The sequence below is a fragment of the Duganella sp. FT27W genome (assembly GCF_009295655.1).
GTDB classification, from domain to species: domain Bacteria; phylum Pseudomonadota; class Gammaproteobacteria; order Burkholderiales; family Burkholderiaceae_D; genus Rugamonas; species Rugamonas zoogloeoides.
The window spans coordinates 418349-443419 of sequence record NZ_WHIV01000005.1; the positions used below are offsets into that span (position 1 = coordinate 418349).

Consider the following 25071-nt stretch of genomic DNA (forward strand, 5'->3'; position numbering starts at 1 on the left):
TCTACCAACTTGTTGTTAAAACACGACTTGCACCGTTTTGGTGTGTTCATAAGATTCTCCCTACAACGGCGCGTTCCGCGTGTTTTCGGTGGAAAAACGTCGCGCAACCTCGTAGTGAATGGTGTCATGGCTTTTGGCGCCAGAGGGATATTTTAGACACCGTATTGCCTGTTCCACCCCAATATTGCACAGCTTTTTCTTGACGAAAGGGGAATTTTGGGCAGTGCCCCATGAGCCGTGACCTTGCCTCAGGAAAGTTACTTGTTCCCATATTTTCGTTGTTTTATTTCAACATTCACATTGGCATTACATTGTTTTCTTTTTCAATTTCTGAGCGCAATCGATGATCAACGTGCAATTGTTGTGAATTTGATACAGATGACATTGTTTCTCATTAGATAATTATTTTGATTCCTAATGGAAACTTTTTGCATCGCACCATCCCGGTGCAAAATGAAAGTGACATGAGCCCCCGCACGCGACCCACCCTTTTCGTCGTGATTGACAGCAAATGATCGCGCATGTTGTTATGAAAGAAGGAAGGGCCGAAACTATTTCATTAATGATGCAGTTCGGCTTCTTCCAAAGTTTTGGCTGTATTGAAAGGGCAAATTGCGGTCGATTAACCTTATCCAGGTAATTCGGCTGTTATTAATAAAAGACGGATAAAGCATCATTTAAAAGCTGCACTAATCGTCTTATAAACACACAAGGGAATTAACTATAATGATCAAGGAAACAGTACTGTCTCGCTCGATCCGTTTGATGTGTCTCGGCGGTATGGCGTTGGGTATGCAGGTTGTTGCCCACGCGCAGGAAGCGGCGCCGGAAGCGCTGCAAAAAGTTGAGGTGACCGGATCGCGTATTCCGACCCTCAACACCGAAAGCATCAGTCCGATGGTGTCGCTGGGCTCCAAAGACATCAAGCTCGATGGCGTGCGTAACGTCGAGAGCCTGCTGAACAATCTGCCGCAGGTGTTTGCAGCCCAGTCCGGCAACGTGGTCAATGGCGCGTCCGGTACTGCCACGGTTGACTTGCGCGGCCTTGGCGAGAACCGTACCCTTGTGCTGGTCGATGGTCGCCGCCTGCCTGCTGGCTCGCCAGGCTCGACCGCTGCCGACTTGAACCAGATCCCTGCCGCGCTGATCAAACGCGTGGACGTGATGTCCGGTGGCGCTGGCGCCGTGTACGGCGCCGATGCGGTTTCGGGCGTGGTCAACTTCATCATGATTGACAACTTCGAAGGCGTGCAGGTCGAGTTGAATGGCAGTGGTTACAACCACCAGCAAAACAATCCCCATGGCATCGGTGACCTGGTCCAGAGCCGCTCGGTGGGCAATCCCGCGCAGTTCCAACGTCCAGGCAACAAGAGCTTCGATGGCCGCTCGAAAGATGCATCCTTGTTGATCGGTGGTAACTTTGCTGAAGGCAAAGGTAATGCCACCGTATTCTTCAGCTACAAGAAAGACGATGCGCTGCTGCAATCCGAGCGTGACTTTACCTCGTGCGCGCTGACCGCTTCGGCAGCCGGCTATGGTTGCGGCGGCTCTGGTACCAATGCTACCGGTCGTTTCGTCAATACCAAGACCAACGCGATCTATACGGCCACCGCCAACGGCGATCCGCGCGCTTACACCGCCAACGATGCCTATAACTACGGCCCGATCAATCACCTGCAACGCCCAAGCGAGCGTTATGGCGTGTCGGCTTCGGCCCGCTTCGACGTGAATGACAAGATTCGCGTGTACAGCAATTTCTCTTTCCACGATAACACCACCGACGCGCAGATCGCTCCTGGCGGTATCTTCGGCAATATCTACACGCTCCGTTACGATAACCCGATGCTGTCGCCGGCAATGAAAAACGCATTCAGCCTGTTCGCACCTGGCGACGAAACCGACGTGGTGGTACAGCGTCGTAACGTTGAAGGCGGCGGCCGCGTTGCACTGTTCAACAATACCTCGTACCGCATGATGTTCGGCGCCAAAGGCACGGTTGGCAAGTGGAACTACGACGTGTACGCGCAAACCTCGAAAGTGCGTTATGCAGGCAGCTCGGAAAACTATTTCTCGAAAGAGCGCGGCGCCAAGGCGCTGGACGTGGTCAACGTCAATGGCGTAGCCACCTGCCGCTCGGTCGTGGATGGCTCCGATCCGAATTGCGTCCCTTACAACCCATGGACGCTGGGCGCCGTGACTCCGGAACAACTGGCTTACATCCAGACCCCTGGGCAGACCTATGGTCACACCGCGCAGCAGATCCAGAGCGGTACGCTGGCTGCCGACCTGGGTGACTATGGCATCAAAGTGCCTGGTGCAAAAAGCGGTGTAGGCGTGTCGTTCGGTGTTGAACGTCGCGTTGAATCGCTGGAACTGAACCCGGATGCACCGTCGGCCAACTTCGACCTCGACGGCGCTGGTGGTCCGGTTGTCCCGGTCAAAGGCCGCTACGTGGTCAAGGATATCTTCGGTGAAGTCCAGATTCCACTGCTGGAAGACCGTTCGTTCGCCAAGCTGCTGTCGACCAACCTGTCGTTCCGTCATACCGACCTCAGCACTGGTGTAACGGCGAATACCTATGGTGCCGGCTTGATGTGGCAACCGTCGTCGATGCTGAGCGTTCGTGCTTCCCACCAGAAGGCAGTGCGTGCACCGAACATCAACGAACTGTACTCGCCAGCCGGTAACAACCTGTTCAACGCTGACGCTGACCCGTGTGCCGGTGCCAGCCCGACTGCCAGCCTGGCCGAGTGCGCACGCACCGGTGTTACTGCTGCCCAGTACGGCAACATCCAGGACAGCCCTGCCGGTCAGTACAACTACCTCGCTGGTGGTAACACCAACCTGAAACCGGAAACTGCCAAGTCGAACACCTTCGGTGTGGTGATTGCGCCGATGCGTAACCTGACCGTTACGCTCGATTACTTCGATATCAAGATCAAGGACACCATCAGCAACGTCAATCCGTTAACCACGCTGAACAAGTGCCTCGAGTCCGGTAACTCGCTGTATTGCTCGCAAATCACCCGTGATCGTCTGGGCACCCTGTGGCTGCTGCCTGAAGCATCGATCGTCGGTACCAACGTCAATATTGGTAGCATGCGTACTTCCGGCGTGGACGTCGGCGCCAGCTACGACTTCCGTGCTACTGACTATGGCCGCTTCAGCCTGATGTTGAATGGCTCGCTGCTGACCAAGTTTGAAGTGGAAGAACTGCCGGGCGAACCAGCCTACGATTGCGTCGGCAAGTACAACGGCGACGGCAATTGCGATCAGCCACGTCCGAAATGGCGTCACAAGCTGCGTCTGAACTGGGGTTCGCCATTCAAGGCCGACGTTGCGCTGACCTGGCGCTACTTCAAGGCTGTGGATCTGGAAGATGGCGCTACCAGCGCTGTCGCTTCGGACCGCCGCCTGCCAGCGACCAGCTACTTCGACCTGGCTGCCAGCTACCCTGTGACCAAGCAGATCTCGGTCATGGCCGGTATCAACAACCTGTTCGACAAAGATCCGCCGATCACCTCGAAATACGGCGTTGGCCAGGGTAACGGCAACACCTTCCCATCGACCTACGACGCACTGGGTCGCAAGCTGTTCATGAACCTGACCGCCCGCTTCTAAAGCGACCGGCTTCAGCAAAACGGCGAACCTCACGGTTCGCCGTTTTTTTTGCCGCTGCGTATTGCGTATTGCGTATTGCGTGCCAAGTGCTTACAGCGCGAAGTCGCCGTCCTGCTGGCGGAAGCTGCTGATGCCGCTGCTGAGGGCGCTGATCATTGCCCGTTCAGCGGGCGACAGATGAGGATGCCAGACATCGAAGATCAGTACCACGCGCAACTGCTCGCTGTCATTCCAGGCTTCGTGCTGGATGGTGTCATCGAAAACCCAGGCTTTGCCCGGCACCCACTGACGCGTATCGTTTGCCACGCGGAAGCCGCAGTCGGGCGGTACGATCAGTGGCAGGTGAGTCACCAGCCGCACATTGGAAACGCCCACGTGGGCAGGAATGCGGGTCTGCGGTTTGAGTAGGGAAAACATGGCGCTCGGCGTGCGTCCCGGCTGCACCGGTTGTGGCGCTTGCGCCAGCAGCGCCATGGTCTGCGGACACTTGGCGGCATGCGCCGCCACCGGCTGGCCATTTTCGATCAAATGATAGGCGCTCCAGCGCGGTGAATTGTTCAGTTCGGCAAATTGCTGGTGCGGTACATCATCAGGGTACGTCAGGTAAGGTACGAAGTCCTGTTCGTCGGCGAGTACCTGCAGAAACTCTTCGCGGATGGCGTCGGTTCCCGCTTCGATGGCGTCAAGCCAGGGAAAGTCTTCACGCGCAAAAAAAGCCTGGGGCAACAGGCCCGGGTAGTGATAGACCATCGATTCGGATTCATAGCGGCGCTTGCGACCGACCATGAGATCGATCGATTCGCGAAAGCGGCGCAAGTCTTCGCCCTGGTGGTGCTGGTACTGGTCTGCGAGAAACTGATCGAGGAACTTGCCGTAGCTGTCCTGGTATTTGCTGACGTATTGTTCCGCATGTTCGACGGCGCTGCGCAGTCCCGGTTCGAGCTGGGCCAGCGGCGGTGCCACCTGTTTGACGGCGCCATATACCGTGGCGGACTGGTGGGTTTTTCCCTGGCGCTCGAGCAACTGTGCGCGCAGGATCAGCGCCACCATGTTGTGCGGATCGGCGACCAGCGCATTGTGGATCGCAGTTTCCTCCGCATTCTCGTCCTTTTGTGCCTGGCAAGCCAGAGCCAGGCTGATCCAGCTTTGCGGATCATCTTGGTTGGTGCGCACCAGGCGTTCGAACGCCAGGCGGGCCGTGTCGTAATCGCGGTAGCGGAACGCGCGTTTGCCCAGCGCCGACAAGGCTGGCGCATGGCCTGGATCGAGTTCCAGGATGCGCGACCAGATGCGCGCTGCGTCCTCTTCCTGGCCGTTTTGGGTAGCCTGGATGGCGGCAGCCTCCAGGGCGACAATTTCAGTGTGCGTCAAGCGGGGGATGTGCATCGATGACTCATTTCTGACAGGTTATTGACGAAAATACCGATCTTGTCAGCAAGATTCATGCGAGCGATAAATCGTCCCGTTGCCGTTACATTGCGTGCTGTTCGGCAATATTTCCGGCGGATCTCGCCAGCCACGGGAGCGATGGCCCTATCTGTTACATATAAATACAAATTTAAGTGCAGGCGAGTTTTGCTGCATCCGCACAAAGGCGTCCATGCACAGGGGTGGTGCGGTTCGATCGGGCTGCTGGCGGAAATTTGGTGCTGCGTTGCAATAAATATATTTATGCACCAAACTAGGGCGTTTGCGCACTAAATCAGTGATCTTTCGCACCGTTTCCGAATAAGCTATGGCGAAAAATAACATTAGAGAAATTAATGTGTTGTTTTAGCGCTATAGTTTCCTTCCGTAGAATTGACATGATTCAAGTCCGCGTGGTTTTATGTAACCGTTGAGTCACATTTGTAAATGCTGACACACCTATCAGGAAGACCTTACCCGGGAATTCCATAAAAAAATTCAGGTACACACCCAGAAGGAGTTTTTTTCATGAAGTTGCGTATCAAACCTATGCCTATCGCGATCTTGCAAGTGATTGCAAGCGGCGCATTCTCCGTCGCTGCCATCACGCCAGCGATGGCACAGCAGGACAGCGCTGCCCAGCCGGTACAACGCGTTGTCGTGACCGGTTCGTTGATCAGCCGCACCGACACTGAAACCGCAGCGCCAGTGCAAGTCATCACCGCACTTGATATCCAGCGTAGCGGTAAGACCTCGGTCGCTGAGTTGCTGCAAGACTTGGCAGCCAACGGCGCAGGTACCCTGGGTACCGGTTTCTCGGGCGCGTTCGCCAACGGCGCGTCGGGCATTTCGCTGCGCGGCCTGACGGTGGGCTCGACTCTGGTGCTGATCGATGGCCACCGCATGTCGCCTTACGCGATCGGCGACGATTCGCAGCGCTCGTTTGTTGACGTCTCCAATATTCCATTCGATGCCATCGAAAGCATCGAAGTTCTGAAAAGCGGCGCCTCGGCACTGTACGGCTCTGATGCGGTGGCTGGTGTGGTCAACATCAAGCTGAAAAAGAGCGCCAACGGTACCCGCTTCACCGCTGACAGCGGTACTAGCCAGCACGGCGGCGGTACCACGCATCGCGCTTCGCTGTCGACCGGTTTCGGTGACATCGACGCCGATGGCTACAACGTGTTTGCGACTGCCGAATGGCGCCGCCAGGGCGCGATCAAGGTCAGCCAGCGCACTGACCAGGCCTGGAACAAGCTGGACTGGCGTTCGGAAGGCGGCAACAACCTGACCTTCGGTGTGCCGACCACGCGTAACAGCTTCCTGACTGCAACTAATTCGCCATTCCTGTACAACCATAATGGCGCAGCCTCCGGCGGCGTGAACAATGCAGCGAACTTCGTGTTCCTGGACCCTAAATGTAACTACAACCTGTACATGTCCGGCGGTTGCGCCGTGGCGGATACGTACGCCAATATTCAGCCTGAAACTGAAAACAAGAACTTGCTGGTCGGTTTCACCAAGAAGCTGCCGGACAATTGGGAGCTGGCTGTCAAAGGCTCGATCTTCCAACGTGACAACCTGAACAACCGCGGCTTGCCAGCAACTTACTCGCCAACGTCGTTCGCAGGCACTAACGTCAACAACAACGGCGTCCTGATCCCGGGCTTCGGCGCTATGCCCAGCACCCGCTTCACCGCTGGTCAACCGATCGGCGCCAACCTGGTCGCACCATTTGCCCAGACCCGCCTGTACGGTTACATTCCTGGTCTCGATGGCGCTTCGCAACAAAGCAACAAGGCAACCACCACCCGTCTCGCAGTTGACCTGAACGGCGCGGCGCTGGGGTGGGATCTGCAACTGGGCGGCGGTCTGACCAAGTCCAAGGCAGAAATCGACTACAGCGGCTACGTAGACCGTGCCGCGCTGCAGCGACTGTTGAACGCTGGCCAGTGGAACGTTTTGGGTGGTAATTCGCAAGCACTGATCGACCAAGTGTCGCCGCGCTTCTCGAACACCATGGAATCGAAACTGAACTACGTTGACCTGATCGGTTCGCGCGATCTGCTGCCACAACTGGGTGCCGGTCCTCTGAAGCTGGCAGTTGGTGTTCACTGGCACAAACGTACCTGGAATGCGCCACCATCGGCCCTGACCCTGAACGGCCAAGTCGGTTCCACCTCGGCTTTCGTGATCGGTGATGAAACCAATAAGGCAGTCTTCGGTGAGTTGGCAGCAACGCCAATCAAAAATGTCGAGTTCAACCTGTCGGGTCGTTATGACCACTTCGACACGGTTCACTCGTACACGCCTGCGGCTACCCTGAAATGGTCGCCTTCGAAGCAATTCGCCCTGCGTGGTACGTTTGCTCGTGGTTTCCGCGCACCTAACCCGGCAGAAACCGGCAATTCGGGTTCGTTCTTCCTGTACCACTCGATCAACGATCCAGTGCTGTGCCCGGATGCGAACGTCGCTACCCCAGGCAACGTACCGGGCGCTTGCAGCTTGCAGCCTACGTACGTGCAGCGTCCTAACAAGGATCTGGCTCCTGAGAAATCGAAATCGTTCACCCTGGGCGCGATTCTCGAGCCATTCAAGGGCTTGAACGCAACGATCGACTACTACAGCATCGAAGTGAACAACCAGATCGTCACCGCAGCGGGTAACGATCCTAGCTACGTCGAAACCTTCGTCCGTGGCCCGGCAGTGCAGACCGATATCGCCGCACCTGGCGGCGGTACCGTGGTCGGCATCCCATCGGTTGGCCCGATCCTGTTCGCGGAATCGGCCTACATCAACGGTGGCTCGACCAAGACCACTGGCGTGGAAGCCGACATCGGCTACCGCTGGAACCTGGGCGAAAACGGCGTCTTCCGTACTAACCTGAGCTTCGCTCACACGATCAGCTACGAGCAAACCGTTGCTGGCGTAACCTACCAGCTGGCTGGTACCCACGGTCCTTCCGTGGTATCGGGTGCTACCGGTTCGCCTAAGAACCGTGGTCAGTTGAGCCTGGGTTGGGCCAAGGGTCCGCTGGACGTGAACACCACGATCAACTACACCAGCGACTTCTCGTCGCTCGATCCTTCGGTTGGTGGTACCAACTGCAACAACACCGGTATCGATGTTGGTGGCCGCCCATACTTCACCGCCGGTCGTCAGCCAGCTAACTACTGCCGCGTACCGTCGTTCACCGTTGCCAACCTGAACGTGCAGTACAAAGTCAGCTCGAACCTGACGCTGAAAGGCGCTGTCCTGAACGTGTTCGACAAGCAGCCGCCGATCGACGTCAGCACCTACGGCAATGCTACCGTGCAAACGCCGTACAATGCTTCGCTGCATCAGGCAGGCGCTATCGGCCGCTTCTTCAGCCTGGGTCTGGGCTACACCTTCTAATAGAGAGGGCACGGGGCGGCAGCGATGCCGCCCACGTAAAAAAGGGCAGGATGACGTCGTCATCCTGCCCTTTTGTTATTTGGGTGCGGCGGAAACTACATGCCGCCCCAGGCGGCTGCCAGCATGGCCAGCGCCGCCAGTCCCGCCGTTTCGGTGCGCAGCACGCGCGGGCCCATCGACAGCGACACGGCGCCGGCGGCAATTGCCGCCGCTTCCTCTTCGTCGCTGTAGCCGCCTTCCGGGCCCACCAGCAAGTCGACGGCGCGGGGCGGCGTATCGCGCGCCCACTGTGCCAGCGATTGTTCCGCGCGCGGGCTGAGCAGGATACGCCGGGCGCCGTTGGCGGGCGCCGCCAGCCAGCGATTGAACTCCTGCACCGGCGCCACCGTGGCCAGCCGGTTACGCCCGCATTGCTCGGACGCGCTGACCACCACCCCTTGCCAGTGCGCCAGGCGCTTTTCCGCGCGCTCGCCGGACAGCCGCACCACCGAGCGCCGTGCCGTCAGCGGCACGATGGCCGCCACGCCCAGTTCCACCGCTTTCTCCACGATCCAGTCCATTTTGCTCCCTTCCGGCACGCCCTGGACGAGGGTCAGCGCGAACGGCAGCTCTGCCTCGCGCGGCGCATGGCTGCGCACTTCGGCGCTGGCGCTGCGGCGCCCCAGTTCGGTTAACGCGGCCGTGTATTCGCCGCCCTCGCCATTGAAGAGGGTGACCAGGTCGCCTTGCGTCAGGCGCAGCACCTGCACATGGTGGGCCACGGCGTCGGGCAGGGAAACAATCTGGCCGATGGCCAGTGGCTGGGGGCAAAAGAAGCGAGGCATGGCGATTGTGGGGAATGGTCGAAGAGCGCAATTTTAAATGGTCGATGTCATCGTCTGGTAAAATAATGGGCTCTGCAAGCGTTGTGCGCGTTTTCGTTAGTGCGCTCCTTGCGCCCAGTTCCCACACTTTCGTGATTGACCTACGATGACTTCTACGCTCCCCACCACCAATATGGCCAATGCGATCCGCGCGCTGGCAATGGACGCCGTCCAGAAGGCCAATTCCGGCCACCCAGGCATGCCGATGGGCATGGCAGAGATCGCTGTTGCGCTGTGGAGTGGCCACTACAGCCACAACCCGGCCAATCCGAAATGGGTCAATCGCGACCGCTTCCTGTTGTCCAACGGCCACGGTTCGATGCTGCACTACGCGCTGCTGCACCTGTCCGGCTATGCCGTGACCATGGACGACATCCGCGCCTTCCGCCAGATGCATTCCAAAACCCCGGGCCACCCGGAAGTCGATATCACGCCGGGCGTGGAAACCACCACCGGTCCGCTGGGCCAGGGCCTGGCCAATGCGGTCGGCATGGCGCTGGCCGAATGGCTGCTGGCAAGCGAATTCAACAAGCCGGGCCTGGAAGTCGTCGATCACTACACCTACGCTTTCCTCGGTGACGGTTGCCTGATGGAAGGTATCTCGCACGAAGTGTGCGCGCTGGCCGGCACCCTGGGCCTGTCCAAGCTGATCGCCCTGTACGACGACAACGGCATTTCGATCGACGGCAAAGTCGAAGGCTGGTTTACCGACGACACCGCGGCCCGTTTCGAAGCCTACGGCTGGAACGTGATCCGTGACGTGGACGGCCATGATGTGGCTGCCGTCTCGGCCGCGATTGCTGCCGCCAAGACTGCTACCAAGCCGACCCTGGTCTGCTGCAAGACCGTGATCGGCAAGGGTTCGCCGAACCTGCAAGGCGGCGACAAGGTGCACGGCGCCGCGCTGGGCGACAAGGAAATCGCCAATGTACGCGAATACATCGGCTGGTCCGCCGCGCCGTTCGAGATCCCGGCCGACGTGTACACCGCGTGGGATGCCAAGGAAGCGGGCGCCGCCCAGGAAGCCGCCTGGACCAAGCTGTTCAACGACTACAGCGCCCAGTTCCCGGCCGAAGCTGCCGAACTGAGCCGCCGCATGGCCGGCGACCTGCCAGCTGCATTTGACGCAACGCTGGCTGCCGCAATCGCCGCCACCGTGGAAAAGAAAGAAACCATCGCCACCCGCAAAGCCAGCCAGAATGCCATCCAGGCACTGGCGCCGGTGCTGCCGGAATTCCTCGGCGGCTCGGCTGATCTGACCAGCTCGAACCTGACCAACTGGAAAGAATCGGTGGCCGTGCGTTCGGGCAAACCGGGCAACCACGTCAACTACGGCGTGCGCGAATTCGGCATGGCCGCCATCATGAACGGCGTGGCCCTGCACGGTGGCTACATCCCGTTCGGCGCCACGTTCCTGACCTTCTCCGACTACAGCCGCAACGCGCTGCGCATGGCTGCACTGATGAAACAGCGTTCGCTGTTCGTGTTCACCCACGATTCCATCGGCCTCGGTGAAGACGGTCCGACCCACCAGTCAGTCGAGCACATCTCGTCGATGCGTTTGATTCCTAACCTGGACAACTGGCGTCCATGCGACACCACCGAATCGATGGTGGCCTGGGGTGAAGCGGTCAAGCGCAAGAACGGTCCATCGACCCTGATCTTCTCGCGCCAGAACCTGCCGTACCAGGAACGTGCGCCGGAAACCGTGGCCGCGATCGCCCGTGGCGGTTACGTGCTGCAGGAAGTGATCGATGCCAAAGTCACCCTGATCGCCACCGGTTCCGAAGTGGAGCTGGCCGTCGCTGCCGCCTCGGCACTGAACGCCGAAGGCATTGCCGCGCGCGTGGTGTCGATGCCATCGACCGACGTGTTCGACCGCCAGGACGCAGCCTACAAAGCCAGCGTATTGACCAAAGGCGTACCACGCGTGGCGATCGAAGCCGGCGTCACCGATTTCTGGTACAAGTACGTGGGCCTGGAAGGCGCCGTGGTCGGTATCGACACCTTCGGCGAGTCCGCACCAGCGGGCGTGCTGTTCAAGCACTTCGGCTTCACCGTGGAAAATGTTGTCGCGAAAGCCAAACTGGTGATTGCTTAATCTATAATTGCTGCGTTAACTATTTTTTCTATCAGGAGTAAAGTATGACGATCAAAGTTGCAATTAACGGCTATGGCCGTATCGGCCGCAATGTGCTGCGCGCTTTCTACGAAGGCGGTAAAAAGCAAGACATCCAGATCGTTGCGATCAACGACCTGGGCGATGCCAAGTCGAACGCCCACCTGACCCGCTACGACACCGCCCACGGCAAGTTCCCAGGCACCGTGGAAGTAGACGGCGACAACATGATCGTGAACGGCGACGTGATTCGCGTGTTTGCCCAGCGTAACCCGGCAGAAATCCCATGGGGCGACCTGGGCGTGGACGTGGTGCTCGAGTGCACCGGCTTCTTCACCACCAAAGAGAAAGCTTCGGCTCACCTGAAGGGCGGCGCCAAGAAAGTCATCATCTCGGCACCAGGCGGCAAGGACGTCGATGCCACCATCGTGTACGGCGTGAACCAGGACGTACTGAAGTCCACCGACACCGTGATCTCGAACGCATCGTGCACCACCAACTGCCTGGCACCGCTGGTCAAGCCACTGAACGACGCCATCGGCGTTGAAACCGGCCTGATGACCACCGTGCACGCTTACACCAACGACCAGGTCCTGTCGGACGTGATGCACGAAGACCTGCGCCGCGCCCGTTCGGCGACCATGAGCATGATCCCGACCAAGACCGGCGCTGCTGCCGCGGTTGGCCTGGTGCTGCCGGAACTGAACGGCAAGCTGGACGGTTTCGCCATCCGCGTACCGACCATCAACGTTTCGCTGGTCGATCTGACCTTCATCGCCAAGCGCGACACCACCGTTGACGAAGTCAACGCGCTGATGAAAGCAGCTGCCGAAGGCGACCTGAAAGAAGTGCTGACCTACCAGACCGAACCACTGGTATCGATCGACTTCAACCACAACCCGGCGTCGTCGAACTTCGATTCGACCCTGACCAAAGTGTCGGGCCGCCTGGTCAAAGTCTCGTCGTGGTACGACAACGAGTGGGGCTTCTCGAACCGCATGCTCGACACTACCGTCGCGCTGATGAACGCCAAGTAATTCCGGCTTCGTCCAGAACAACCCTCCCGGCCTCGCGGCCGTGGAGGGTTTTTTATAAGCTCACCCGCAAGCCCAGGTAGTAGCGGCGGCCGATCGGGTCGTAGGTGGACGCATCGGTTTCGGCGCCGGTGGTGGTGCCCGGCAGGCCGCTGATGATCGGCGGCGGCTTGGCGTTGAAGGCATTGTCCAGCCCCAGGTAAAACTGGATCGACTTGCGCAGGTCGTACGTGAACTGGAAGTCGTTATACGTGCGCGAACCAATCTTGACGGCGCCGGGGGCGATGTCCAGGCTCTTGAGGAACTGGTCGTCGAGCGCCACCGGGCCGTTGTAGGTGGCGGTCCAGTTCAGGCCGAAGTTGCCCCATTTATAGGCGGCGTTGAGCACGGCCTTGTTGCGCGGCGCGTTGATCTGGTTCGAGGTGACTTCGCCCACGTCGTTGTTGCGCTGGTCTTCGGGGCCGGGCGTGGCCTGGGTCCACAGTTCGCGCAGGCGGGTGTAGGCCAGCCGCGTGCTCAGGCGCCCCGGTCCCACGCGCCCGGCCCACGACGCGGTCAGGTCGATGCCCTCGGTGCCGAGGCCGCCGCTATTGGTCACCGCCGTATCGCTGTCCTCGATCGAGCCGGCCGACAGGTTGCCCACCGCCACCGGCCGGCGCTTGATGAAGCCGCAGAACACCGGGTTGCCCGCGTTATAGCACTGGTCCAGCGCGTACTGGCGCTCGGTGGAGACGATGGCGTCGGCGATGTCGATCTTGAAGTAATCGATGGTGAAGGTGGCGCCGGCCAGTGCTGCAACCGCGCGCGGCGTGAGCACCAGGCCGACGGTGGTCGAGCGGCCTTTTTCCGCTTTCAGGTTGGGGTTGCCGGAGTTGTAGCCGCTGATGCCCTGGCGGTCGGCCTGCTGCAAGGTGAACACGCCGCCGTTGGCCGCCATGTTGGCCTGCACGCCGGGCGCGGCCATGCAGTTGACGGCCAGCGGCGAGCTCATGCCGGTAGTGACGCCTTCGCACGGATCGACCAGGCCGGTGGGGAAGTCCTGCGACGGGGCCTGGTACAGCTCGTTGATATTGGGCGCCCGGGTGGACTGGGCGCGGGTGGCGCGGAACTTGATGTCCGGCGTGACCGCCCATTCGCCGCCCGCGTTCCAGCTATTGGTGCTGCCCGCGGTGGAGTAATCGCCGTGGCGGAACGTCGCCAGCAACGACAGGTCGCGCGCAAATGGCCGGTCCTTGAGCAGCGGCACCCGGGTTTCCACGAATGCTTCGCGCACTTGGTACTTGCCGTAGGTGGGCGGGGTGGCGTTGCCGGCATTGAGGCCGGCCTGGGTGAGCGGGTCTGGCACGGCGTTCGATTCTTCGCTGCGCCACTCGACGCCGGCAGCCAGGCCGATTTTGCCAGCCGGCAGTTGCCACAGTTCGCCGTTGACCGACGCCCCGGCCAGTTTCTGCGTGATCGACGTGAGCAGGGAACCCGGTGCGGTGACGTACTTGAGTGCGTCCGGCGTGACGGTGCCCAGGCCGAAGATATTGATCGGCACGCAGCCTTCGGCCACCGCGTTGGCATCGCGGCAAACCGCTGCGCCGGTGGCGTCGGGAACGGCGTCGAGCGCGTAGCGCAGGTTGGGCACGTTGACCTGGCCGGTGGAACTTTGCGCTTCCTTGGTGCGGCCGTAGCTGATGAAGGCCTCGTAGTTCCAGTCGCGCACTGTGCCCTTGAGGCCGGTAGCCAGGCGGAAGGTGTCGCGGTCGGCCTGGGCGCGGCGCGGGCCGAACTCGGACAGCCGGCGCTGGAAGTAGTAGTCGGGGATGCCGTCGTCGTCGTTGTCGCTGATGCGGTCCCACACGTATTGCGGCACCAGCGGATTTTTCACCAGCACGCCGCCCACCAGCGCCCCGGCCGGCACCTGGCCGCTTTGCCTGAAGACGTCGTCCGCGCCGAGCGGGAACGATTCGATATTGGTGGTGGTTTTAGTGGAGGCATAAGTGCCCTCGAAGAAGGTGCTGAGATTGTCGCCCAGGGCACGGGTGCCGTTGAGGGCAAACAGGTAGCGCTCGGTGGGCACGGCAATGGCGCGCAGCGCCGAGCGGTTGTAGCCGGTGGCCGGGCCGTTGGCGCCGTTGGTGTCGAACGGAATGATATTGCCGCTGGCGTCGTAGGTGAAACCGTCGGCGTCGTTATCGACAAAGAAGCGGCCGGCCGGCGCGAAACCGGAGTAGTAGGGGCGAATCGGCGTAAACGCCAGGTCGGGCCGGCCACGGGTAATGGCCGAGGTCTGGTCCACCGCCGCAAACGGCCGGTCGCGCGAGTACACCGCGCCCTGCTTGCTGTAGCCGAAGTGGCCCATCAGGTTGCTGGCGCCGTCGGCGCTGGTGGTGCCGAAGGTGAGCGAAAGCTTGCGCTTGTCGTCGTCGCGCTCGTGACTCTGGCCGGCTTGGGCGTCGATTACCAGGCCGTCGAAATTACGCTTGAGGATGATGTTGACCACGCCGGCCACGGCGTCGGACCCGTACGTGGCCGAGGCGCCGCCGGTGAGCAGCTCCACCCGCTCGATGAAGTCGGTGGGGATGGTGTTCAGATCGACCGCCGTGTCGCCGGGCACGCCGGAAACAAAGCGGCGGCCGTTGACCAGCACCAGCGTGCGCGAATCGCCCATATTGCGCAAGTTGACGGTGGTCACGCCGCCGCCCGAGGTGAGGAAGTTGGAATTGGTGCGGCTGAGCGCGGGCGTGCCCATGGTGGGATTTTTCTGCAGCAACTCCTGCAGGTTGGTGGCGCCCGAGGCGGCAATATCGGCCGCGCCCAGCACTTGCAGCGGCGACGGCGAATCGGCGCCCGGGGCGGCGATGCGCGAGCCGGTAACGACCACCTGTTGCACCGGCCCGGCCGCAGCCGGCTGGTCCTGCGCGTGGGCAGGAGCGGGGGCCAGCGGCAGCGCAAGCGCTGCGCCGCAGGGGATGAATCGAAGCAAACGATACAGCGTTTTCTCTGTGAACATTGCGACTCCTCGTGTGTGGTTGACACCGCCTGGCGGTGGCCGCCGGCGTCCAACCGCCCGGCGTGACTGACCAATGTCGCACCGGCCCACAGCCGTGTAAACGGGAGTTCAATCAAATTCACAAAAAAGCAACAATGTTATTTCTACACTTAAGTCCGGTTGCGTGGGCCGAATAATTGCTCCCACAACGTCAGTACATGCCTGACCTCGCCGGCCACCAGCGCCGGGTCCACCCGCGCCAGGTCCTGGCCTTGCAGGCGCAGCTGGTGCTGCAATTTGCGCAGCTTGCGGTAGGCGTTGCCCACTTCGGCCGCCAGATCGGGGTCGATCAGGCCCAGCCCGGCCATCATTTTCAGCAGGCCGATATTGCCCATGTTGACGGTCAGCTCCGGGTACTGCGCCGCGTGCTGCAGCACCAGGTACTGCACCATGAACTCGATGTCGATCATGCCGCCCGCATCCTGCTTGAGGTCGAACTGGGCGGTGGTGTTGGGCTTGGCGTCGGCCATGCGCTTGCGCATGGCGATCACTTCGGTGCGCAGCGGGCTGTCGGCCGGGCGCTCCTTGCGCAGCACGGCATCGCGGATCTGGTCGAAGCGCTGGCCGATGGCGGTGTCGCCGGCGCAGAAGCGCGCGCGCGTGAGCGCCTGGTGTTCCCAGATCCAGGCCGAGCTGGTCTGGTATTTTTCAAACGCTCCCACGCTCGAGACCAGCATGCCCGAGGCGCCGTCCGGGCGCAGCGCGGTGTCGATGTCGAACAGGATGCCGGCCGACGTGTATGACGTCATCCAGGTGATGAAGCGCTGCGCCAGCTTGGCGTACTGGGCCGGCGCGTCCTGATCGAGGTCGTCGTACAGGAAAATCACGTCGAGGTCGGACACGTAGCCGAGTTCCTTGCCGCCCAGCTTGCCGTAGGCGATCACGGCGAACTGCGGCACCTCGCGGTGGCGCGTGGCCACCGTTTGCCAGATGGCCTGGATCGCTGCCGCGACGATGGTGTCGGCCAGCGCCGACAGGTGGTCGGCCAGCCGCTCGACGGTGAGATCACCGGCCAGGTCCTGGGCCAGCAGGTGGAACAGCTGGGCGTGGTGGATCTCGCGCAGGATGTCCATCTGCCGCTCGGTGTCGCCGGCGGCGGCGTCGAGTTGCAGGCGCAGGTCGGCCGCCAGGCTGACGGGATCGAACACGGCGTTGCGCACGCGGTCGTCGAGCAGTTCGTCGAGCAGGATCGGGTGCTGGCTCAGGAACTTCGCGGCCCAGCCGCTGGCATGGACCGTGCGGATCACGCGCGCCAGCGTGTGCGGGTACTCGGTCAGCAGCGACAGGTAGGCCGAGCGGCGCGCCACGGCTTCGAGGAAATCGAGCAGCCGGCCCAGCGTGGCGTGCTGGTCGCCGCCCGTTTCGCGCGTGCATTCGACGATCAGCGGCAGCGCGGTGTTGATCAGCGCTTGCAGGCGGTTGCGGCTGGCCTCGGGTAGCGATTGCAGGCGCGGCGCCTGCCAGGTGGCGACCAGGCGCTTGGCGGCGCCGGCCGCATCGGTAAAGCCGAGCGCGCTGAACTGCGCCACCATCGCCTCGACGTTGTCGGGATCGGCGCATTCGTTGCTCGATTGCAGTTCGATCTGGTGCTCGTTCTCGCTGGTTTTATCGGAGAACATTTCGTCGAACTGGCCGGCGACGAACTGGCGGTGCGCTTCCAGTTGCGCCAGCAGGGTGGGCACGTCGGCCACGCCCATCATCTCGGCCACCAGCTGGCGGTCCGCATCGTTGGCGGGCAGGGTGTGGGTCTGGGCGTCGTCCAGGTATTGCAGGCGGTGCTCCAGGTTGCGCAGGAAAGTGTAGGAAGCGAGCAGTTGATAGACGATGGTGTGAGACAACAGGCCTTTTTCGGCGACGATGCGCAAAGTGGTGCGGGTGGAGCGGTCGCGCAGGGCGGCGTCGCGGCCCCCCCGGATCAGCTGGAACACTTGCGTGAGGAATTCGATTTCGCGGATGCCGCCCCGGCCCAGCTTGACGTTGTTGCTGCGGTCGGGGTGCAGGCGTTCCTGGCGGTTCACTTCGGCGCGAATCTGGGCGTGCATGGTGCGGATGGCGTCGATCACGCCGAAGTCGAGGTAGCGACGGAACACGAACGGACGGACGATGGCGTCCAGCGCATCGATATCCTCGGCGCGGCCGGTGACGGCGCGCGCTTTCACCCAGGCATAGCGTTCCCATTCGCGGCCCTGGACGATCAAATAGTTCTCCACCATCGACAGGCTGGCCGCCAGCGGGCCGGAGCCGCCATTGGGGCGCAATGCCATATCGACGCGGAACGTGTAGCCATCTTCCGTGATCTCCGCCAAGGCGGCGATCAATTTTTTGCCGAGGCGAATAAAATATTCGTGGTTGGACAGGCCGCGCTGGCCGGGGCCGGCGGCCGTGTCGCCATCCTCCGGATAGACGAAGATCAGGTCGATATCGGACGAGACATTGAGTTCGCGTCCGCCTTGCTTGCCCATGGCCAGCACCATCAGTTCCTGCGCCACGCCCGAGTCGCGTCCCGTCGGTACGCCGTGGGCCACGCGCAGTTCGGCATCGATTTCGGCCACGTGGCGGGCGATGGCGAAGTCGGCAAAGCGTGTCATCGTTTCCACCACTTCACCGAGGTCGGCGCGGCCTTCGAGGTCGCGGCGGATCAGGCCGCACACCAGCAGGTTGCGCAGGCGCCGCATCGAACGCACCAGTGGCAGCGGCGGCGCGCCGTCGGGGCCGGCAATGGCTTCCTGTGCCAGCAAGGCGTCGAGGTCGATGTCGGCGAGGTTGAGTTGGCAGAGGACATCGGACTTGGCGGCGCGGTCGGGCGCGGCGGCCAGCCAGCGCTGGTAAAAACGGGAAACGGTAGGGGCGATCATGGGCTGGCAGCGACTTGGTTGTAAATTAATCGGAAAATGCGTGTAAAAACATTGGTTTGCGTGGCCGGCCGCCGCTGTGCGGTCGTCTCGATGCGGTAGAATCGTCGCACAGGCAACCAGCTTGAACCGAACGTAGCATTAATTGTATGGCCAGCGGCCGAATTTTTAATTATTAGATGCAGAAAACAGAAGAGGAGACCGCGACAGCCGAGGGGCCGTTGGCCGTGCGCTGGCACCGGCTGCGCGCCGCCTATCGGGTCTGCAACGTGGCGACCCATCACGTCCTCGGTTTCACCGTCAAGCTGGCGCTGCTCGGCTATTTCGCGTTTGCCATCCTGTTCCTGGTGCTGCGTTACGCGGTGCTGCCCAATATCGAACATTACCGTGACGACATCGAACGCCTGGCCACCCGCGCCACCGGCAACCCCGTCACCATCGCCCGCATCGACGCCTCCTGGACCGGCTTCCGGCCCAGGTTGACGCTCGGCGACGTGGTGTTGCACGACCGCCAGGGCCGGGCCGCGCTGCGCCTGCCCGAAGTGGCGGCCACCATGTCGTGGATGACCGTGGTGACCGCCGAACCGCGCTTCCACGCCTTGTCGCTCAAGCAACCCGATCTCGACATCCGCCGCGCGGCCGACGGCAAGCTCTACGTGGCCGGCCTGTACCTCGACCCTGGCAAGCCGTCCGATGGCCGCGGCCTGGAATGGGTGCTGGCGCAGCGCGAAATCGTGATCCGCGACGGCCGCGTGCGCTGGACCGATGCCCAGCGCGGCGCCCCCACGCTGGCGCTCACGGGCGTCACCGTCCGCCTGCGCAACGAGTGGCTGCACCATCAACTCGCGCTCAAGGCCACGCCGCCGGCTGCGCTGGCCGGCCCGCTCGACGTGCGCGCCGACTTTGCCCACCCGGCGTTCGGCGCCCGCGTCTCGAATACCTCGATGTGGACCGGCGAGCTGTATGCCGACCTGCGTGACACCGACGTGGCAGCCTGGAAAGCCTGGCTCGATTTTCCGTTTGAACTGCACTCGGGCGGCGGTTCGCTGCGCACCTGGCTCAGCTTTGACCAGCAGCGCCTGACCGCCTTTACGGCCGACATCGGCCTGCGCGACGTGTCGGCCGTGCTGGCCAAGGATTTGCCGCTGCTCGATCTGCAACAGCTGACCGGGCGCATTGCCGCGCGCGAGGAGTTGCCGCCGCTGATCTCCGGCGGCGTCCGCCAGACCGGCGCCGCCAAATTCGGCGCCCGTGGCCACAGCCTCGAGATCACCAACCTGACCTTGACCACCAGCGATGGCCTGGTGATGGCGCCGACCTCGCTGTCGGAAAAATTCACCGCCGCTGCCGGCCCACGGCCGGAAAAATACGAGATACGCGCGCCACAGCTGGACCTGCGCACGCTGGCCGGCATTGCTTCGCGCCTGCCGCTCACGCCGCAGCAGCGCACCTTGCTGGCCGATACGGCGCCCAGCGGCCTGCTGCGCGATTTTTCCGCCGAGTGGCAGGGCAAGTTCCCGGCGCTGCAATCGTACCGGGTCAAGGGCGACCTGGTGGGCCTGGGCCTGAAACCGCAGCCAGCGCGCCTGGCCCAGCCGAAGAGCGGCAAAAACCCGGCCACGGCAGCGGTGCCGGCAATTCCCGGCTTCGACAATCTCACCGGCGCCATCGACGCCACCGACCGCGGCGGCAGTTTCAGCCTGGCGTCGCAACAGCTGGTGCTGCAACTGCCCGGTTATTTCACCGACCCGGCCATGCCGTTCGACCGTCTCAACCTCAAGGCCAGCTGGTCGTTCGAGGACAGGGACCAGTTGCTGCTCAAGATAGACAGCATGGACTTCCTGCAGGAGGGCTTGTCCGGCACCTTGCGCGGCAGCCACACCATGCCGTTGTCGGGCAAGGGCGCCGGCCAGGTCGATCTGACCGGCACGCTCGACGGTTTCCAGGTCAACCGCATCAACCGCTACCTGCCGCTGCAAACCCCGCACGAGCTGTACGCGTGGCTGACCGGCGCGCTCGAGGGCGGCACCGCCAGCGATGTCAGCGTGCGGGTGCGCGGCGACCTCGCGCATTTCCCGTTCCAGGGCGAGCACGCGCCGCACGGCGAATTCAAGGTGGCCGGCAAACTCACCGAGGGCAAACTGAACTACGCCCCCGGCCATTACCTGCGCGGTGGAAAAGAACTGGGCAAGGACGGCCAGCCGCTGCCCGAGTGGCCGCAGGCCGAGCATATCAAGGGCAGCTTCGTGTTCGAGCGCGGCCGCATGGAGATACGCGGCGATACGGCCACCACGGCCGGCGTGGCGCTCACCAATGTCAAGGCGGTGATCCCCGATTTGACGATCCACGATTCGATGCTGGAAATCGACGGCAATGCTGCCGGGCCGATGCAGGAATTCCTCAAATACGTCGAGCACAGCCCGGTGCTGGAATGGATTTCGCATTTCACCGAGGACACCGAAGCGACCGGCAACGCCACGCTGGCGCTCAAGCTGCGCCTGCCGCTGGCGCACCTGCTCGATGCCAAGGTGGACGGTACGCTGCAACTCAATAACAACGACATCGTGCTGTTGCAGGACTTGCCGGTGGTGCAGGCGGCGCAAGGCAAGATCGAGTTCAACGAGCGCGGTGTCAACCTCAACCAGCTGTCCGGCATCTTCCTCGACGGCCCCGTCTCGATTACCGGCGGCACCCAGCGCGACAACGCCATCGTCATCAAGCTTGGCGGCATGCTCACTGCCGACGGCTTCCGCAAGACTTATCAAGCGCCGGTGATGCAACGCCTGGCCAGCCATTTTTCGGGCACCGCCCGGTACACCGGCACGGTCACGGTGCGCGACCACCAACTGGTCGTCGCGGTCGATTCCAACCTGTCCGGGCTGGCGCTGGACTTGCCCGCGCCGGTCGCCAAGCCGGCGCTCGACACCATGCCGCTGCGCTTCGTGCTCAACAGCGGGCTGACACCCGATGCGGGCGGCGCGCTACATGACGATATCCGCATCGCGCTCGGTTCCGGCATTGCCGCCCATTACCAGCGCCAGAAGACCGTCACGGCCAGCGGCAAAACGCCGTGGCAACTGGTGCGCGGCGGCATCGGCATCAACACCCCGGCGCCCGAGCCGGAGAGCGGGCTCACACTCAACATCAACCTGCCCGTGTTGAATGCCGACGCCTGGCTCGACTTCGGCAAGGCTGTTGCCGGCGAGGGACCAAACAACAGCACCGCCGCCGCCTTCACGGGCGACGCCGACAGCGCCGATTTCAGCCAGTACGTGGTGCCGGACGCGATTGCCGCGCGCACCGGCGAACTGCTGATCGGCGCGCGCAAACTGGAAAACGTGGTGGTCGGCGTCACGCGCCATAAAAGCATCTGGCAAGCCAATATCGATTCCACCCAGGCCAACGGCCACCTGACCTGGAGCGAACCATCCACCGGCCACGGCCTGGGCAAGGTGACGGCGCGCCTGTCGTCGCTGGTGATTCCCGCCTCGGCCTCGAACGACGTGGCCGACCTGTTGGATGGCAAGAGCAGTGCTGCTGCCACCATTCCGGCGCTGGACATCAAGATCGACCGTTTTGAATTGTTCAACAAGCCGCTGGGCGAGCTCGACCTGCAAGCGAGCAATGTGCAACTACCCGATTCGCGCGTGTGGCGCATCAGCAAGCTGTCGCTGGCCAATGCCGACGGCGAACTGACCGGCACCGGCAAGTGGACTACGCGCGGCAATGCCCACACCACCGACCTCAATTTCAACCTCGATATCATCGACGCCGGCAAGCTGCTCGACCGCTTCGGCTTTGTCGGTACCGTGCGCAATGGCAAGGGCTCGCTCAAGGGCGATATCGCCTGGAACGGCTTGCCATACGCGATGGACTTGCCGAGCCTGTCGGGCCAGATCGTCATGAACGTCGAAAAGGGCCAGTTCATCAAGCAGGACCCGGGCGCCGCCAAGCTGCTGGGCGTGCTCAGTCTGCAAGCGTTGCCGCGCCTGCTCAAGCTCGATTTCCACGACGTGTTTTCCGAAGGGCTGGCGTTCGACGGCCTGACCGCCAACGCCGCCATCGAGCGCGGCATCGTGCGCACCGAGAACCTGAAAATGCACGGCATGGCCGCCACCGTGCTGATGGACGGCAGCGCCGACATTGCCAACGAACTGACCAACCTGCACGTGGTGGTGATCCCGCAAGTGAACCTCGGCACGGCGCCGCTGGTGTATGCGCTGGCCGTCAATCCCGTCATCGGTTTGGGCAGTTTTCTGGCGCAATTATTCCTCAGTGCCCCCGTGATGAAGGCATTGACCTATCATATGCAGGTGACCGGGCCGTGGAAGGCGCCGGTTGTCACCAAGCTCGACGCCGCCAAGGCTGATCCGCCGGCTGCCAGGAGCACACAATAGACAAAACAGGGAGACTTGCCATGCGCCATACCGTCGCCGCCATCCAGATGATTTCCTCGCCGTCCGTACCGGACAATATCGCCACCGCCGACCGCCTGGTACGCCAGGCCGCCGCCGGCGGCGCGCAACTGGTGCTGCTGCCCGAGTACTGGGCCATCATGGGCATCAACGATGCCGACAAGGTGGCCGTGGCCGAGCCGCTGGGCCAGGGCCCGATCCAGGACTTCATGGCCGGCTTGGCGAAGGAGCTCGGCATCTGGCTGATCGGCGGCACCCTGCCGCTGGCCTCAAGTGATCCGCTCAAGGTGGTCAACACCACGCTGGTGTACAACCCGCAGGGCGAATCGGCCGGGCGCTACGACAAGATCCACCTGTTCGGCTTCAGCCAGGGTACCGAGTCGTACAACGAATCGAAGACCATTGTGCCCGGTAAAGACCTCGGCGTGCTCGAGGCGCCGTTTGGCAAGGTAGGCATGTCGGTGTGCTACGACCTGCGCTTCCCCGAGCTGTTCCGCGCCATGGGCCCAGTCTCTCTGATCGTGCTGCCGGCCGCATTTACCTATACCACCGGCCAGGCCCACTGGGAAATCCTGCTGCGCGCGCGTGCGATCGAAAACCAGTGCTATGTGCTGGCCGCCGCGCAAGGCGGCATGCACCCGAACGGCCGCCGTACCTGGGGCCACAGCATGCTGATCGACCCGTGGGGCGCCGTGAAATCGGTGCTGGCCGAAGGCGAGGGCGTGGTGACCGGCGAGATCGACCCTGCCTTCATGGAAGGCGTGCGCCAGAGCTTGCCGGCGCTGAAGCACCGAACGATGTAGCACTGAGCATGTAATACCTTTTGAGTACGAGAACCATCATGAAGCCATTCGAAGCCAACCTCTCCACCCTCGCGGTCGCCCGCGACATCCTGCTTACGCCGTTCGGCCTGGACGAGGACAAGCTGCTGAAAACCTTGGGGTCGATGTTTACCCACAAGGTCGATTATGCCGACCTGTATTTCCAGTTCACCAAGAGCGAGGGCTGGAGCCTGGAGGAGGGCATCGTCAAGACCGGCAGCTTCGCCATCGACCAGGGCGTCGGTGTGCGCGCTGTTTCAGGCGACAAGACGGCGTTCTCGTACTCGGACGATATTTCGGAAATCGCGCTGCGCGAGGCGGCGGCTGCCACCCGTACGATTGCCCGTGCGGGCAACGGCAAGATCAAGGTGGCCGGCGCCATCACGCCGGTGGGCGGACGGGCACTGTACCTGCCGCACGATCCGCTCGCTTCGCTCGATGCGACGGCCAAGGTGGCGCTGCTCGAACGCGTCGAAAAGATGGCGCGCGCGCGCGATCCGCGCGTGGTGCAGGTGATGGCGGGCCTGGCCGGCGAATACGACGTGGTGCTGGTCGCGCGCAGCGACGGCGTGCTGGCGGCCGACATCCGGCCGCTGGTGCGGCTGTCGCTGACCGTGATCGTCGAGCAGAATGGCCGCCGCGAAACCGGTTCGTCCGGTGGCGGCGGGCGTTACAGCTATGGCTATTTCAGCGATGCACTGCTGGCATCGTATGCGGCCGAAGCGGTCGATGCGGCCGTGGTCAACCTCGATGCGCGCCCGGCGCCGGCCGGTCCGATTACCGTGGTGCTGGGACCGGGCTGGCCCGGCATCCTCCTGCATGAGGCGATCGGCCACGGCCTCGAGGGCGACTTCAACCGCAAGGGTTCTTCGACGTTCTCGGGCATGATCGGCGAGCGCGTGGCGGCCAAGGGCGTCACCGTGGTGGACGACGGCACCTTGCCCGATCGCCGCGGCTCGCTCAACATCGACGACGAGGGCAATCCCACCCAGTGCACCACGCTGATCGAGGACGGCATCCTGACCGGCTACATCCAGGACACCATGAACGCGCGCCTGATGAAGATGCCGGTGACAGGCAACGCCCGCCGCGAATCGTTTGCCCACCTGCCCATGCCGCGCATGACCAACACCTATATGCTCGGCGGCGACAAGGACCCGGGCGAAATCCTGGCATCGGTAAAAAACGGTTTATATGCGGTCAATTTCGGCGGCGGCCAGGTCGATATCACCAATGGCAAGTTCGTGTTCTCGGCCAGCGAGGCCTACATGATCGAAAACGGCAAGGTGACTTACCCGGTCAAGGGCGCCACGCTGATCGGCAACGGTCCCGATGTGCTCAATCGGGTGTCGATGATCGGCAACGACATGCGGCTCGATCCCGGCGTGGGCGTGTGCGGCAAGGAAGGGCAGAGCGTGCCGGTGGGCGTGGGGCAGCCAACCTTGCGGATCGACGGCGTCACCGTCGGCGGCACGGCGTAAAAATGAAAAACCCGGCGCTGCCGGG

General features: G+C 62.3%; 11 protein-coding genes. 7 read left to right on the plus strand and 4 right to left on the minus strand.

From position 1 onward, the window contains the following. The first annotated feature begins 792 nt into the window (after window positions 1-792). Window positions 793-3621, plus strand: a complete 2829-nt coding sequence (locus F8197_RS23875; protein WP_152884088.1) for a TonB-dependent receptor domain-containing protein — start codon at window positions 793-795, stop codon at window positions 3619-3621. Window positions 3622-3711: 90 nt separating this feature from the next. On the opposite strand, the gene F8197_RS23880 is transcribed toward F8197_RS23875, so the two are convergent. Then, the gene (locus F8197_RS23880; RefSeq protein WP_152884090.1) at window positions 3712-5007 is read right to left on the minus strand and encodes an aspartyl/asparaginyl beta-hydroxylase domain-containing protein; all 1296 of its coding nucleotides are present in this window, start codon (window positions 5005-5007) and stop codon (window positions 3712-3714) included. Window positions 5008-5556: 549 nt separating this feature from the next. On the opposite strand from F8197_RS23880, the gene F8197_RS23885 reads away from it, so the two are divergent. Beyond that, window positions 5557-8424 carry a TonB-dependent receptor gene (locus F8197_RS23885; RefSeq protein ID WP_152884091.1) on the plus strand — a complete coding sequence of 956 codons (2868 nt, stop codon included), beginning with the start codon at window positions 5557-5559 and terminating at the stop codon, window positions 8422-8424. 95 nt (window positions 8425-8519) lie between these two features. Here the strand turns inward: F8197_RS23885 and F8197_RS23890 are convergent, their stop codons facing one another. After that, window positions 8520-9248, minus strand: coding sequence for a 16S rRNA (uracil(1498)-N(3))-methyltransferase (locus F8197_RS23890; RefSeq protein ID WP_152884093.1), 729 nt, complete (start codon window positions 9246-9248; stop codon window positions 8520-8522). Between the two features lie 145 nt (window positions 9249-9393). On the opposite strand from F8197_RS23890, the gene tkt reads away from it, so the two are divergent. Then, window positions 9394-11388, plus strand: a complete 1995-nt coding sequence (tkt, locus tag F8197_RS23895; protein WP_152884094.1) for a transketolase — start codon at window positions 9394-9396, stop codon at window positions 11386-11388. 44 nt (window positions 11389-11432) lie between these two features. Continuing rightward, on the plus strand, window positions 11433-12443 hold the full coding sequence (gene gap / locus F8197_RS23900; protein ID WP_152884096.1) for a type I glyceraldehyde-3-phosphate dehydrogenase: 1011 nt from the start codon (window positions 11433-11435) through the stop codon (window positions 12441-12443). Between the two features lie 52 nt (window positions 12444-12495). Here the strand turns inward: gap and F8197_RS23905 are convergent, their stop codons facing one another. Continuing rightward, on the minus strand, window positions 12496-15438 hold the full coding sequence (locus F8197_RS23905) for a TonB-dependent receptor domain-containing protein (RefSeq protein ID WP_152884098.1): 2943 nt from the start codon (window positions 15436-15438) through the stop codon (window positions 12496-12498). A 149-nt stretch (window positions 15439-15587) separates the two neighbouring features. Continuing rightward, window positions 15588-18332, minus strand: a complete 2745-nt coding sequence (glnE, locus tag F8197_RS23910; protein WP_152884100.1) for a bifunctional [glutamate--ammonia ligase]-adenylyl-L-tyrosine phosphorylase/[glutamate--ammonia-ligase] adenylyltransferase — start codon at window positions 18330-18332, stop codon at window positions 15588-15590. A gap of 176 nt (window positions 18333-18508) precedes the next feature. Here glnE and F8197_RS23915 point away from each other — a divergent pair, with 176 nt between their 5' ends. From F8197_RS23915 to tldD, 3 genes are read left to right on the plus strand one after another with little or no spacing between them, the layout of a single operon-like run. Beyond that, window positions 18509-22726, plus strand: coding sequence for a YhdP family protein (locus F8197_RS23915; protein ID WP_227012386.1), 4218 nt, complete (start codon window positions 18509-18511; stop codon window positions 22724-22726). Window positions 22727-22746: 20 nt separating this feature from the next. Then, entirely contained in the window at window positions 22747-23547 is an 801-nt protein-coding gene (locus tag F8197_RS23920; protein WP_152884102.1) for a carbon-nitrogen hydrolase family protein, read from the plus strand. Window positions 23548-23585: 38 nt separating this feature from the next. After that, complete coding sequence (gene tldD / locus F8197_RS23925; RefSeq protein ID WP_152884104.1) at window positions 23586-25046, plus strand: metalloprotease TldD; 1461 nt, start codon at window positions 23586-23588, stop codon at window positions 25044-25046. Window positions 25047-25071: the final 25 nt, after the last annotated feature.

Coding starts and splice junctions, on each gene's coding strand:
- F8197_RS23875 (WP_152884088.1), top strand. CDS start 793: ATGCAGGTTGTTGCCCACGCGCAGGAAGCGGCGCCGGAAGCGCTGCAA.
- F8197_RS23880 (WP_152884090.1), bottom strand. CDS start 5,007: ATGCACATCCCCCGCTTGACGCACACTGAAATTGTCGCCCTGGAGGCT.
- F8197_RS23885 (WP_152884091.1), top strand. CDS start 5,557: ATGAAGTTGCGTATCAAACCTATGCCTATCGCGATCTTGCAAGTGATT.
- F8197_RS23890 (WP_152884093.1), bottom strand. CDS start 9,248: ATGCCTCGCTTCTTTTGCCCCCAGCCACTGGCCATCGGCCAGATTGTT.
- tkt (WP_152884094.1), top strand. CDS start 9,394: ATGACTTCTACGCTCCCCACCACCAATATGGCCAATGCGATCCGCGCG.
- gap (WP_152884096.1), top strand. CDS start 11,433: ATGACGATCAAAGTTGCAATTAACGGCTATGGCCGTATCGGCCGCAAT.
- F8197_RS23905 (WP_152884098.1), bottom strand. CDS start 15,438: ATGTTCACAGAGAAAACGCTGTATCGTTTGCTTCGATTCATCCCCTGC.
- glnE (WP_152884100.1), bottom strand. CDS start 18,332: ATGATCGCCCCTACCGTTTCCCGTTTTTACCAGCGCTGGCTGGCCGCC.
- F8197_RS23915 (WP_227012386.1), top strand. CDS start 18,509: ATGCAGAAAACAGAAGAGGAGACCGCGACAGCCGAGGGGCCGTTGGCC.
- F8197_RS23920 (WP_152884102.1), top strand. CDS start 22,747: ATGCGCCATACCGTCGCCGCCATCCAGATGATTTCCTCGCCGTCCGTA.
- tldD (WP_152884104.1), top strand. CDS start 23,586: ATGAAGCCATTCGAAGCCAACCTCTCCACCCTCGCGGTCGCCCGCGAC.